The 12,090-nt window shown below is 43.5% G+C and carries 14 protein-coding genes, 1 tRNA gene and 2 pseudogenes; 3 read left to right on the top strand and 14 right to left on the bottom strand.

Annotation, left to right across the window (positions count from 1 at the left end; translation table 11 throughout):
- Window positions 1-163: 163 nt before the first annotated feature.
- Window positions 164-2,188, top strand: coding sequence for a cation:proton antiporter domain-containing protein (locus tag C9889_RS07275; RefSeq protein ID WP_129598318.1), 2,025 nt, complete (start codon window positions 164-166; stop codon window positions 2,186-2,188).
- 1 nt (window position 2,189) lies between these two features.
- Entirely contained in the window at window positions 2,190-3,470 is a 1,281-nt protein-coding gene (locus C9889_RS07280; RefSeq protein ID WP_129598320.1) for a methanogenesis marker 16 metalloprotein, read from the top strand.
- Here the strand turns inward: C9889_RS07280 and comE are convergent.
- The 14 genes and pseudogenes from comE to hpt all read right to left on the bottom strand — a co-directional run bounded on the left by comE (window position 3,433) and on the right by hpt (window position 11,511).
- Window positions 3,433-4,002, bottom strand: coding sequence for a sulfopyruvate decarboxylase subunit beta (gene comE / locus C9889_RS07285; protein WP_129598322.1), 570 nt, complete (start codon window positions 4,000-4,002; stop codon window positions 3,433-3,435). The two genes, C9889_RS07280 and comE, sit on opposite strands and share 38 nt — an antisense overlap.
- Window positions 3,999-4,496 (bottom strand): sulfopyruvate decarboxylase subunit alpha, encoded by a 498-nt coding sequence (gene comD / locus C9889_RS07290; RefSeq protein ID WP_129598324.1) that lies wholly within the window; start codon window positions 4,494-4,496, stop codon window positions 3,999-4,001. The genes comE and comD overlap by 4 nt, the downstream gene beginning before the upstream one ends.
- A gap of 14 nt (window positions 4,497-4,510) precedes the next feature.
- Window positions 4,511-5,506 (bottom strand): annotated as a pseudogene (locus C9889_RS07295) (cysteate synthase); the annotation flags it as partial.
- Between the two features lie 31 nt (window positions 5,507-5,537).
- Window positions 5,538-5,753, bottom strand: coding sequence for a hypothetical protein (locus tag C9889_RS11300; protein ID WP_318531559.1), 216 nt, complete (start codon window positions 5,751-5,753; stop codon window positions 5,538-5,540).
- Between the two features lie 109 nt (window positions 5,754-5,862).
- Window positions 5,863-5,991 carry a hypothetical protein gene (locus C9889_RS11305; RefSeq protein ID WP_318531560.1) on the bottom strand — a complete coding sequence of 43 codons (129 nt, stop codon included), beginning with the start codon at window positions 5,989-5,991 and terminating at the stop codon, window positions 5,863-5,865.
- 135 nt (window positions 5,992-6,126) lie between these two features.
- Window positions 6,127-6,333 carry a hypothetical protein gene (locus C9889_RS07305; RefSeq protein ID WP_129598326.1) on the bottom strand — a complete coding sequence of 69 codons (207 nt, stop codon included), beginning with the start codon at window positions 6,331-6,333 and terminating at the stop codon, window positions 6,127-6,129.
- A gap of 81 nt (window positions 6,334-6,414) precedes the next feature.
- Window positions 6,415-6,741, bottom strand: a complete 327-nt coding sequence (locus C9889_RS07310; RefSeq protein WP_129598328.1) for a winged helix-turn-helix domain-containing protein — start codon at window positions 6,739-6,741, stop codon at window positions 6,415-6,417.
- A gap of 222 nt (window positions 6,742-6,963) precedes the next feature.
- Window positions 6,964-7,035 (bottom strand) — tRNA-Gly (locus C9889_RS07315).
- A 68-nt stretch (window positions 7,036-7,103) separates the two neighbouring features.
- Window positions 7,104-8,263: pseudogene (pscS, locus tag C9889_RS07320) on the bottom strand (O-phospho-L-seryl-tRNA:Cys-tRNA synthase).
- A gap of 23 nt (window positions 8,264-8,286) precedes the next feature.
- Window positions 8,287-8,562: a DNA-directed RNA polymerase subunit L gene (locus C9889_RS07325; RefSeq protein ID WP_129598330.1), complete on the bottom strand. Its 276-nt coding sequence runs from the start codon at window positions 8,560-8,562 to the stop codon at window positions 8,287-8,289.
- Between the two features lie 24 nt (window positions 8,563-8,586).
- Entirely contained in the window at window positions 8,587-9,363 is a 777-nt protein-coding gene (locus C9889_RS07330) for an exosome complex RNA-binding protein Csl4 (protein ID WP_129598333.1), read from the bottom strand.
- Window positions 9,360-9,965, bottom strand: a complete 606-nt coding sequence (locus C9889_RS07335) for an METTL5 family protein (RefSeq protein ID WP_129598335.1) — start codon at window positions 9,963-9,965, stop codon at window positions 9,360-9,362. The genes C9889_RS07330 and C9889_RS07335 overlap by 4 nt, the downstream gene beginning before the upstream one ends.
- Window positions 9,966-9,968: 3 nt before the next feature.
- Complete coding sequence (gene dph2, locus C9889_RS07340; protein ID WP_129598337.1) at window positions 9,969-10,952, bottom strand: diphthamide biosynthesis enzyme Dph2; 984 nt, start codon at window positions 10,950-10,952, stop codon at window positions 9,969-9,971.
- A complete protein-coding gene (hpt, locus tag C9889_RS07345) occupies window positions 10,939-11,511 on the bottom strand; it encodes a hypoxanthine/guanine phosphoribosyltransferase (RefSeq protein ID WP_129598339.1) in 573 nt (190 codons plus the stop codon). The genes dph2 and hpt overlap by 14 nt, the downstream gene beginning before the upstream one ends.
- Before the next feature lie 150 nt (window positions 11,512-11,661).
- On the opposite strand from hpt, the gene C9889_RS07350 reads away from it, so the two are divergent.
- The gene (locus tag C9889_RS07350; RefSeq protein WP_129598340.1) at window positions 11,662-12,090 is read left to right on the top strand and encodes a GNAT family N-acetyltransferase; all 429 of its coding nucleotides are present in this window, start codon (window positions 11,662-11,664) and stop codon (window positions 12,088-12,090) included.

Consider the following 12,090-nt stretch of genomic DNA (forward strand, 5'->3'; position numbering starts at 1 on the left):
TGTCATTTTGATGAATATTCCTATAGATTGTTTGACACAGGCCACACAAGAATTTGTCCTACAAAACCACTGTTTTTCTAGTATTTAGAATGGGCTTGCTTCCAGTTTTAGAAATAGCATGAAATGAATATCTTTATTAGATATCTTTACATAATTCATATTTATGGAGTCGGCAATACTCAATGATATCATCATTATTTTTGGTATATCTATTTTTGTGCTTTATATATGCAACAAACTTCACATTTCTATTATAGTTGGTTTCCTGGTAACTGGTATTCTGGTGGGTCCTTATGGACTGGGATTCATAGATAATCCTGATGATATCAATATCCTTGCTGAGATAGGCATTGTTCTTTTGCTGTTTACCATTGGAGTGGAATTATCTTTAAAAGAACTCTGGAATATGAAGCGTTCTGTGGTACTTGGTGGAGGACTTCAGGTTTTTTTTACAACCCTTGGAACTCTTTTTGCAGCTACATATCTTGGGTTTGGTTTCAGTGAATCCCTTTTCCTAGGGTTTTTGATCTCTCTAAGCAGTACAGCGATTGTGCTCAAAACACTCCAAAAAAGAGCCGAATTACATAGCTTGCACGGTCGCACAATCCTTTCTATATTATTGTTCCAGGATGTCATTGTAGTGGCAATGATTGTGGCAACTCCGTTTTTGGCAGGTGTTGGTGGAAATGATGCCAACTCAATTTTTATGATTCTTCTGAAATCTCTGGCAATTATTATATTCATAATGTTTTTTGCCAGATGGCTGATTCCCCATATTCTATATCACATTACCAAAACCCGCAATCCTGAACTGTTCCTTCTGTCTGTGATTGTCATATGCCTATCTATTGCTATGCTTACTTACAGTGCGGGACTGTCCCTGGCATTGGGGGCTTTCCTTGCAGGCCTTGTGATATCTGAATCTGAATACAGTCATCAGGCACTGAACAATATTCTACCCTTTAAGAATGTTTTTTTGAGTATTTTTTTCGTATCAATAGGAATGCTGCTCAATGTACAATTTTTCCTGGATAACCCCTTAATGATATTACTTGTGACTATTGGTGTTATGTTATTCAAGGGAATTGTCAGTGGTTTTGTTTCTATGGTTCTGGGATATCCCCTTCGCAATTCCATTCTAACCGGTATGGCACTTGCCCAGGTGGGTGAATTCTCTTTCGTCCTTTCAAAATTCGGGGTTGAGTATGGTCTCCTGGACAACTACCTATACCAAATGTTTCTGGATATTTCCATTCTCACAATGGCAGTTACTTCCTTTTCCATTTCCTATTCTCCTTCTGTGGCTGCCAATATTATCAAACTTCCTCTGCCACATAAGCTCAAGTGCGGCTTTGCCCGTAAAGATGTCACAAAGATGCACGATAAAAAGGAAAAAATGTCTTCCCATCTTATCATCGTAGGTTTTGGTTTTAATGGTAAATCAGTGGCAAAAGCTGCAAAGGCAGCGGGCATTCCTTATCTTGTTATTGAAACCAATCCAGAGAGTGTAAGAGAAGGTCTTTCAAAAGGAGAAAATATTTTTTATGGAGATGCAACCCAGGAAGGTGTACTTGAACAGGCGGACATTGATTCGGCAAAAATAATGATTGTTGGTATCTCCGATGCAACGGCAACCCGCAGAGTAATCTGGCTTGCAAGGAAAATGAATCCCAATATTCATATCATTGCACGAACACGTTACTTACAGGAGATGGGTCCACTCTATGAGCAGGGGGCTAATGAAGTTATTCCGGAAGAATTTGAAACTTCTGTGGAAATATTTGTCCGCCTGCTCAGACGTTACCTTGTTCCGGAGGACCAGATAAAGAAATTTATAGAAGATGCAAGGGGCGGTGGATATGAAATGTTTCGCAGTGTGTCCTCTGACCCCCTGAACTTTGAACAGATGCAGTTTGATATCCCGGACGTGAATATAGTTTCTCTCCGTGTGCCTCTGAGGGCTGATGAGGTAGGAATGACCCTTGAAGATCTTTCCCTCAGGCAACGATTCGGGATTACAGTTCTGGCAATCAGAAGAGGGCTGGAAACTATCACAAATCCCGGAGGAGATGTACGTATTCTGGAAGGGGATATCCTTGTGTTACTGGGAAGTCATGAAGATATGAAAGAAATAGGGGACTTCTTCACGGATCTAAGTAAAAAAAACACAAAAAGGACTGAGGAATAATATGGAGCGTGCAGTAGGGCATATTCTTGAGAGAATTAACCGTAAAGAAGCAACAGTTCTAACTTCTCAGGAAGTTTGTGATATAATTGATGCAGAAGATAGTGTCGGTTTGGAGGATGTGGATGTCGTAACTGCTGCTACCCGGGCAATAATGAGTGGAACTTATGCAGTTCTCTCATTTCCGGTAGATACCGCGGAAAAATTCACCCGCGCTTGTGCTGTAACCATAAATGGAGTGGATGCCCATGTGGGTCCCTGTCCCAATGAAAGGCTGGGTATACTGGACTTGATGGTTTTTGGTACTGCACACAGCCATGATAGGGAAAATTACGGAGGAGCCCATCTTTTCCGGGATATTGTTGAAGGTAATCCTGTGGATGTCGATGTAGTTACCGATGAAGGGAAGAAATATTCAGATACAGTATCCATTGAGGATATGCCATACGCCCAGCTGTTTGCAACGCGTCATGCATTTAAGAATTACAGTGCCTTTGTGAATTTCTCCCCGTCTCCTGTTTCCACGATTTTCCATGCAACCACCTTTGCACCCGATGCTACTGAAGCCACCCTGTCGGGATGTGGGCAAATAAATCCTGTAAAGAACGACCCTCAGCTCCATGGTATCGGTGTGGGAAGTCGCATTCTTCTCAATGGTGCAGAAGGGTTCATCCTGGGTTCAGGAACGCGTAGCAGTCCGGAAAAACCCAATTTGATAGCAACTGCGGATATGCATTCCATGGTGGCTGATTATATGGGAGGTTTTGCTACTTCTGCAGGACCGGAATGTATTGTTTCCTGGGCAGTTGCAGTGCCTGTCGTTGATGATTCAGTATTCGATGCTATAAGGCAAACAGATAGTGAAATCCCGCTTCCTGTGATGGATGCTGATCGCAGGGTAAAGGTTGCAATGACAAGTTATGCAGATGCCTGGAAAGATGTAGATCTTGAGGTAGCTTTTGACCCCGGCAAATGTTGCGGGTGTGATGTCTGTGAACCCATGGAAAAATGTCCTATGGAGTCAATCTATTTTAACGGGGACAAAGTGGTATTGAACAGGCACACATGCTTTAACTGCGGTCTCTGCTCCACTTTATGTAGCGATGTTTTCAGGGCAGATCTGGGCAGTCTTAATTTCGATTATGAAGGAACTAAAATGGATGTCCCGATTGTTGTGCGCCAGTCAGATCGTAAACGTGCACTCATAATGGCTGAAAAATTAAGGGACAGGATAAAGGAGGGCAGTTTCACCCTGAATGAAATGGTAGGGCGGATTTCTCCATAAACCGCTCAATTATATCTGCAGGACATAACTGAATTACAGGCACCTTCTTGTTGCGGGGTTCGGTCTCTACTATGAGGACACCGTTGTCCATTGTATCCAGTTTCTTTTTAAGGCCTGACTCATCGGACACCATGGCAACATTTTGTACACCGGCTCCCAAAGCAACTTCTTTGAGGTCTGTCAATCCTGCTGTCGCGGTTATTTGATTGCCCGTAGAGCCATAGGCACCGTTATCGATGATTACAAGGAGATAATTATCCGGGTGCTGGTTGGCTATTGTTGCCAGGCTTCCCATATTCATCAGGACCGACCCATCCCCGTCAATTGCGAGAACTTTCCTGTCCGGTCTTGCCAGGGCCAGCCCGAGCCCGATGGAAGAAGAAAGGCCCATTGAACCAAGCATGTAAAAATTTGCCTTTCTGTCACATATTTTGTATAATTCTTTTGAGGGAAATCCGATGTTTGCAATGATCAGAGTATCTTTATCTCCCTCTTTTTCAGCCAGAATCTCAAGTGCACCGTAGCGTATCATGATTCCCTCCAGAAATCTATGCTCAACAGGATAGCTGCTTGCTTTCCTTCTTCAAATGCTTTTTTAGTGGCTTTTTCGATGGTTTTTTTGGCCTGTGCAAGATTTGGTTTGTATGCAGGGATATCCAGTACTTCGAGCAATAGAGGTGTTTTTTCACCCATTGGTACCTGGGCGCAGATGGGCTCTCCTTCAACTCCCCTGTGGCTTATAATTATAAGTAAAGGGATTTTGTATAGGTGATTGAGAGATGCCAGGGCATTGATGGAATTTCCCATGCCGGAATTTTGCATCATTATGGCCGGTTTTTTCCCTCCCATATAGGCCCCGGCGCAGATTCCTATGCCTTCCTCCTCTCTGGTGGCGGCAACGTGGATGATGTCCGGGTCACTGTCGACCATGGGAATGAGTTTCTGGAGATTGGCACACGGCACACTGACAATAAAATCAATGCCTGACTCCTTTATAGCCTTGAACACTTCCTGGGACGGGTCCATGTTGCCTCATTCCTTTATTCGAATTTGTCTTTAGTTTTTTTTATGATCTTAGCGGGCGCTTCACTGTCATCAGGGGATACTACGAGGTCAGGTTCAAGCCTGATGGTGGCAAGTTCCTTTAAAGCCCCTTTAACTCCTCCGCCGGTGATATTGAGCATTATGAGATCTGATTTTGACACCTTTGTATTCCTGACGGCCTTAATCAGGGCGGCTGTGGCAACAGCTGCTGAGTTCATAATGTCGATTCCCTCAAGTTCTTCAAATAGCAACCTGGCTTCTTCTGCCTCTTCATTGGTAATCCCGTAAAGGTCCCCTCCTGTGGCTTCAAGGGCATCTCTCACTCCCCCGCCCACCGCATACGGAGGTTTGCGATTAAACAACACGGTGTCGTACATTCCTTCAGGACATTTGGGGTCCACGGGAACACTCTCGTGTAACTGTATCAATGGAGCACAGGGGAGGTTCTGGGCAATATGTAACTGTGGTAATTCATCTCCATATCTGCCGTCCATTTTCAGGCGCATAGCTGCTTCCCAGGCAGCAATCCCACCGGTTCCACTACCCACCGCCTGGAAATAGTGGTCCGGCAGACGCTTCATGGTAAGTGTTGCATCCAGCATTACTGTTCCCATCCCATCTCTGCGTGCTACATTCCTGGCACCGCCTTCGGGTACGAATCCTTCTTTTTCGGTAATATGGGAGGCTATGGATATGGCATCATAGTAATCTCCCTGTACAGCTGCAACACAGATTGATGATGTCGATCCTGCGGGAATCCAGAGTTTTTCAATAGCATTTTCAGGAACTACCAGAAGCAAAGGAAGACCGGTTATAGAGGATACATGTGCAAAAGCACGGGCAGTATTACCTGCAGAGGCTACTACCATTGTATTTTTTTCTTCCTGCTCGATTACTCTCTGCATTGTAGGGTATGATTCAAGGTCCTTGAAGCTGCAGGTCTTCATAAAAGCCCCTTTTTCCGGCCAGTAGCCGTTGAAACTTATGTATAGTTTCTCAAGACCGAGTTTATAGGCAAGGTTTTCACTTTTGTAGGTTACTGTTTTTCCTGTACCTTTTTTTTATGATACCTTCCACAGGTAGCCAGTTGTAGAATTTCCATATTCCCGGCAGATCACATGGCTTAAAACGAACTTTTGAGTACTCCGTTCTCAAAAGAGTTCCATCAGTGGGACAGACCATGTCATATTTGCCATAGATTTTGCCACATTTTGGGCAAATGAGTCTGTATTTGTCCATGGAATGGAGTTTACTGGTGGTCTTATATATCTTGTCCTATTAGCCAGCAGGAATTTCTTTTAAGGAAAAAAGAAAGGGATTTTTTTGGTAAATCATCCCCTATGTACTTTCAATGGTTATTCACAAATATGCCGATTATATCGAATTCATTGAATACGTCTTCCTCATGAGGTGCCTCTTCCATTTCTTCTGTGAGGTCGATACCACCTTCATGCATGCCCTGATGATCTCCGGCCATCCATAACTCACTGTTTGTCACTCATAGACATTGCCTTTATAGGCAACATAGATCTCATCCCTGTCTTTCCCATTGTATTTGGCCAGGCCATCCGGTGTAAATTCTCTCATGAAATCTCAGTCCCCTGTATTGAAGTTAGTCTTCTACTTCCATTGAATTAATTATATCGTTGACCGATAGTTCCCCTTTTGCAGCCCTTTTTATCATAGGGTAAATGTAGCTGCAATCATCCATTGCACTCCAGCGTTTTTCACCGACACGGTGAATAATCTCATCCAGGATTTTCTCACACTTCTTGCAGTATTCACTGTCTGCTTCTGCTCCGCAAATCGCGCAACTCATAAAACTCCTCCATAATTCTTATTGGTTTTTAAGTTAAAGAGGTTTGTGGAAATTTATATCTGGAAAGTTTACAAACCAATTTTAACATTTAGGATTTGATTTACCGGACTGGCAGTCGGAAAGTAACTCAATTCCCTTTTCTGTCAGCCTGTATTCATCATTTTCAATCCTGACCAGTTCCCCGTTGAGCAAAAAATCGATATGATATTTCAGTACAGAAGGCTCTTCATCAATGTTTGCGGATAATTCATCTGTGTTGATCCCAAAAGCACCTATAGTTTTGACTATTTCCCTTCTTAGTGGATGGGATGCAGCCTTATTCAACATGTCATGCTCTTTTTTGACAGATTCACCTTTTGATTGTTTCTGCATAATTACATCGTCGAGTTCATCGTAGTCATCTTCCATTGTTTCAACCTCTTGTTATCTGCAGACGTTTATAATGATTAATCATTTATATTTTTATTGGTGGCACGTTAATTCTGGAAGAACAGGTGACGTGGGCTAATTTTGAATGTCCTGTAACCTATAATAATTACAGCATGATACAGGACATTTCAATGGGATCATCCGCACAACAAACATTGTATAAAAAATCTGATTCCATCTGGTAATACTCACAAAATAAAATGCGGCTGCCGGGATTCGAACCCGGGTTCTAAGCTTGGGAAGCTCAGGTCATAGCCACTAAACCACAGCCGCTCTATCAAAATTCTATGAATTCTGTAGCTAATAAAAGTTTCGTGGGAGAAGGAATTGCCCTCTGCCCCTTATTCTTCAGTGTATTTGTCGATTATTTCCTCAAAGGAGTCAACCACATAGGAAAGATTGTCCCTGCCAACCTGATAGGTACTCAGTTTGAAATATTTGGTAAGGCCACCCTTGATACCATGGATATTACGTTTCTTGAGTTCCCGGTACAGGAAATACCTGCCTTTCTTGGCGGTCTTGGAGATCTCATAAAACGGCGGGGTTTCAAAGAACATCAGGTCATGATTGTGGGGTTTCTGTCCCACCTGGATAAGTCCGAGTTCTTCCACTTTTTCCGAGAACCAGCGGACATTGCAACTTCCTCGTCCCAGTGTTTGGTACGCTCGACTACCTGAGGGAATGAGGCGATCATTGTCATCAGGCCAGCACCCCTGGAGGTACAGCCCAATAGTTCGATCTCCTTGTTCTTGTTTGTAGTGGATTTCCTGAAAATAGTATCTGCATACTCTTCCTGTACACCCAGCAGGCCAATAGGGCCGGATGAGGCCATTGACTTGTGGCCACTGGCCGCAATGAAATCCGCTCCCAGCTTCTTTGCATCTATCGGCATCCTGCCCACGGAATATGCGCAATTGAGAAGCAGTGGCACATCATACTCATGACATACATCCGCCACCTTCCGTGCATCGGCCAGATTGCCGTAATTGCCGTCAGGATAGGTCAGAAGGGCAAGTGCGGGGGGTTTGCCACTCTGGCTGGTAACCTTCTCGATAGCCTGGCCATACCCTTCAGGATCAAGGTTATATTCAGGATGGCCGGAGCTTTCCACCTTCTCGATTTCAAGGTCTGCCCTCTGTGCGGCAACGTGTGAGGAATAGTGAGCCAGCCCGTCAAGCACTACAGTGTCTCCGGGTTTGCCCATTGAATGCATCACCGCAAATTTTGATTCCCGGGCACCATGTGTAAGCCTTACATCATCGGTTCCTATAAATTCTGGAAGGGCTTCATGTACAAATTCATATACAGGTGGTTTTTTTATAAGGTCCAGGACCCCGCCGCAGAAATCACAAATCGAATAACCGTCTCCCCATTCAAGCAGGGCTTTACGTGCATCTTCTGTAAGGATACCTCCGGTCTGCAAGGGATCGATATTGATGGCATCCTTTGGTCCCCTTTCGATAAAACCGAATTTTTTCAGTTTATCTTCATCAAGTGACATACTGGCCCAGCTCTCCTGCCAGATTATGCGAGGGCTTTTTCGAAAACACTGCTGAACTCATCGCATTCTGCAGTGAGTTTCACCGCTGCATCCCTGATTGCCTGCACAGGGTCTTTGCCATCGGTCCTTACATAGAAGACTGGCTCACTAATACTTACATGAAGCATATCGTAACTTGCTATATCCACATGTTCATCTTCAAGCATGAAATGCTTAAGCATATTAAGCAGAGTATGGCTCTCTCCTTTTATCTCCACTTTAATCTCATCATCCTTTTTCTCAATAATCTTCAGTTCCATAATTAATCTCCTGTCCCCGTTGTGTTAGATAATTCCTGTTCCATAATCAGCTGAAAGTTTACGTTTTTCAGTTTTGCCACAGGCGGGACATTTCAGTTTTCCCTCTTCAATAGCAAGGGGTTTACCACATCTGCCACAAACTGCGGACATAACACCCAGTTCCTTGGCGGCAATGCTCAGGCGCATGCTATCAGTATCAATCACCTTTGCCTTAACAACATCCATAAGAGCAAGCTCATTGGCTATGTTTTTGACGTAGTCTTCCTTGATGTTTGATATGTGGATGGCGGCAATTCCGGGATTGTTGACTTCCCTTTCTCCATGACCTTTTATGGCTGCTATCTGTACAAGTGCCATTGAATCACGTACATTCACCACATTACCGACTACAATATCATCTTTCTTTATTACAGGTGGAAGTTCGGATGTAGCCCGCACGGAAATACTACGCTTTTTCCTGTCAACCTCAACGTTTCCTGTCCTGGTTGAATATATGTTTCCTCTTAATGTATAGGTCCCTTCACCGGCTTCATACTCTTCGTTAGTACCAACAACATCACCGGGCAGCACAAACTGCTCTTCAATGTGCTTTTCAGCTTCTTCCTTGAGGTGTTTTTGAGGTTTCTCTTTTTTCAGGTTCTCAGGATTCTTCCCCTTGGCCTCTTTCTTTTCTTTTTGCTGGCCCTTAGTTTTGGGATTTCTATTTTCTTCTTTTTCATCCTTCTTTGAAGAACCTTTTATTTTCCTTCTGGTGGCCTTCTTTTTGTTGCGTATCCTAATAATAATCCCTCTTGATTTCAATAATTATGATGTGATAAGGAGCTTATTCTGTATATTTCTACCTCAATTCGTTCTACATCTTTTTTATGGAATTTAAATGTTCTTTTTAGCGGGAAAGATGTAGTATACCACTCGGTAATAACTGATGGCTTTATGTATTGCCTTATAAAGTTAAAACTTCCGCTGTTATGAATCGAATAGATAGTATTCCCTGCATTTAGGGCAGCTGAGAGGAAAGGTCTGTCACTTCCCTTACACTGGGCTCCAAACGGGGGATTCATTATAACAGTGTTCGCTTTTCCACTTACCTTTTCTACAGGGCAATTAATAAATTCAACTTCAACACCCATCAACACGGCATTTTCCCTTGCAACATTTATTGCTTGCGGGTCACTATCATATCCGACTACTTTAGTGGCTCCCAGCAATGCGGCACCGATTGCAAGTATCCCGGTGCCACATCCCAAATCAAAAACCGTACCTTCAAGATCTCCCTTCATGTATGCAAAATGCAATAATTCAGCAGCAAGAGGTGCGGGTGTGGCATACTGTTCCAGTTCAGGATCGGGCTCATCAAACCCCTTGACCTTTTGCAGTAGCATCTCGAGTTTTCGCTGTTTCATCTATCATTCCCTTATCTCATCAAAAACCAGTTCTTCCCACTCACGTATCCCCAGTACGATCTCAAATTCAGGGGGAGTTAACATGGGGGCCGGGAATCTCCCTGCCTCGTCGATTGCAATCCTGGGACATGCAGTATTGATATATGCATCCGCCTGGAATTGCAGGAGCTGGTCGGGTGTTATGAGATCCATTGTTACAATGTATGCCTCTTTTCCATTTTCCCTGGCAATGTCCCTTATATCCCTGGCAAGTTGCATTCTTTCCTGACCGGGTTTTGTGGACACCAGTATACAGAACCTCTTTCCTTCCATGGTTTTTGCAATTGCTGCATATCGCTGTTTCATGATTTGTTTGAGGTCGATGTATTCGATAGCCGAAGTAAACGGATTTGCACAGAGTACAGGTTTGCCCGTTGAAAGGGCTATACCCAGCGGATGAAACTTCCCGCCGCCAATATACAGGTATTCTTCACAGGTTATGTCATATGCAGCTGAAAAATTGCAGCCAAGTACCTGTCCCGGATGCACGATCCTTCCATCTCCTTTACCAACAATGGTTTCGAATCCGTTTTGTTCAAGGATTTTCCTGACTTCTCCCAGTTTATGCACGTGCTGTACAGTCGTAAGGAGGCCAATCCTTTTTCCTTTAAGTTTGTCTGCAGCCTGAAACACCACATCATTTATATCGAGGTGTGAGGGTGCTTCAACATAAACTACATTTTCAAAGGGTTCGAGTCTGGAATGGCCGAAGTGGAATACAAGATCGGTATCTTTGATAAGTTGCATATCAAGATCGCATGCCCCATAACAGGGATTGCCTGAAATGAGGATCTCTGCATTGGTATTGTCCTCTATATATCCTGCAATCTCCATTGCCTGGCGTTTGAAGCCCTCGGGTAGCTGGAGGCCGACCTTTGTGGCTTTTTCCTGAATAATCATATTAACAATGGATTCCAGGTCAATGTCAAAATTCTCAATTAGTTTCACCGGTGTCCTCCAGTATTGAAACCCCGTCCTCACTTACATTTATATCTACAAGTGTTTTGACTTTGATTCCTTGTCCTGCAAGTTGCTGTACACCATCTCCCCTGCCTACAATAACTATTATATCGCTTATAGTAACGCCTTTTTCTTCCAGGGCTTTTACCAGAAAGCGCAGGGTACCTCCTGTGCTGATCACATCATCAACAAGCAGTATGCGGTTTCTCTTTTCAACACCATTTATGTAGAGTTCGCCTTTAGAATATCCTGTGCTCTGGGATATCTTAATTTCACCGGGCAATTGGTATTGTCTTTTGCGCACGATAGAAAATGGGATGCCGGTTTTCAGGGATATTGCTGTTGCAAGGGGAATTCCCATTGCTTCAATAGCCAGGATCCTGTCGACGTTCATATCGCAGTATTCTATGATGTAGTCACTGATCTCATCAAGCAGTTTGGGATCTATTGCAGGTACACCATCTGTAATTGGATGTATGAAATAGGGATATTTACCTCGTTTTACAATAGGGGCTTTTTTCAGGGATTTCTTGAGTATTTCTAACATATTTCACCCCGATAATGAGAAGAATCGTCTTTTTGGATGGAAGAAAGATTGAAGGCAGGAATAAATGGATTTGTATTTATAACTGGCGGCTGGTATCTGCAACATCTATTTATATAAAACCTCTCTCCTCAGGGACAGGATTCAGAGATCATGTATCTTACAGAGGACATTACAATTTGTCAGGCTGCTCCGGGTGATAGGGCAGCTATAGACTCGTTGCTCTCTACCTATTTTCTTGATGGGCAAGATCTGGATACAGGGGACTTTCTACTGGCAAGAGTTGATGGTAAGATGGTGGGGACAGTCGCATTTGTAAGGGATTACATTGAGGAGGTACATAGTGTTGCAGTTCACCCCTCATTCAGGAAAAAGGGAATAGGCTCTTTGCTGGTTTCCAGTGCCCTGAACCTCTCATTGAGTAGTGCAGTATATGCAAGAACCACAGCACCGTCCTTTTTCAGGAAATCAGGTTTTATTGAAGTAATCATTCCCTCCAGAGAAGAATTGTGGGATGACTGTGCATGCTGTGAATACCTGGAAAATTGCAGCCAGCACGTGATGGTGTGGAGGAGAGAATAA

The organism is Methanohalophilus profundi (assembly GCF_004137855.1).
Taxonomy (GTDB): domain Archaea; phylum Halobacteriota; class Methanosarcinia; order Methanosarcinales; family Methanosarcinaceae; genus Methanohalophilus; species Methanohalophilus profundi.

Coding starts and splice junctions, on each gene's coding strand:
- C9889_RS07275 (WP_129598318.1), top strand. CDS start 164: ATGGAGTCGGCAATACTCAATGATATCATCATTATTTTTGGTATATCT.
- C9889_RS07280 (WP_129598320.1), top strand. CDS start 2,190: ATGGAGCGTGCAGTAGGGCATATTCTTGAGAGAATTAACCGTAAAGAA.
- comE (WP_129598322.1), bottom strand. CDS start 4,002: ATGATACGCTACGGTGCACTTGAGATTCTGGCTGAAAAAGAGGGAGAT.
- comD (WP_129598324.1), bottom strand. CDS start 4,496: ATGGACCCGTCCCAGGAAGTGTTCAAGGCTATAAAGGAGTCAGGCATT.
- C9889_RS11300 (WP_318531559.1), bottom strand. CDS start 5,753: ATGGACAAATACAGACTCATTTGCCCAAAATGTGGCAAAATCTATGGC.
- C9889_RS11305 (WP_318531560.1), bottom strand. CDS start 5,991: ATGGCCGGAGATCATCAGGGCATGCATGAAGGTGGTATCGACCTCACA.
- C9889_RS07305 (WP_129598326.1), bottom strand. CDS start 6,333: ATGAGTTGCGCGATTTGCGGAGCAGAAGCAGACAGTGAATACTGCAAG.
- C9889_RS07310 (WP_129598328.1), bottom strand. CDS start 6,741: ATGGAAGATGACTACGATGAACTCGACGATGTAATTATGCAGAAACAA.
- C9889_RS07325 (WP_129598330.1), bottom strand. CDS start 8,562: ATGGAACTGAAGATTATTGAGAAAAAGGATGATGAGATTAAAGTGGAG.
- C9889_RS07335 (WP_129598335.1), bottom strand. CDS start 9,965: ATGAAACAGCGAAAACTCGAGATGCTACTGCAAAAGGTCAAGGGGTTT.
- hpt (WP_129598339.1), bottom strand. CDS start 11,511: ATGTTAGAAATACTCAAGAAATCCCTGAAAAAAGCCCCTATTGTAAAA.
- C9889_RS07350 (WP_129598340.1), top strand. CDS start 11,662: ATGTATCTTACAGAGGACATTACAATTTGTCAGGCTGCTCCGGGTGAT.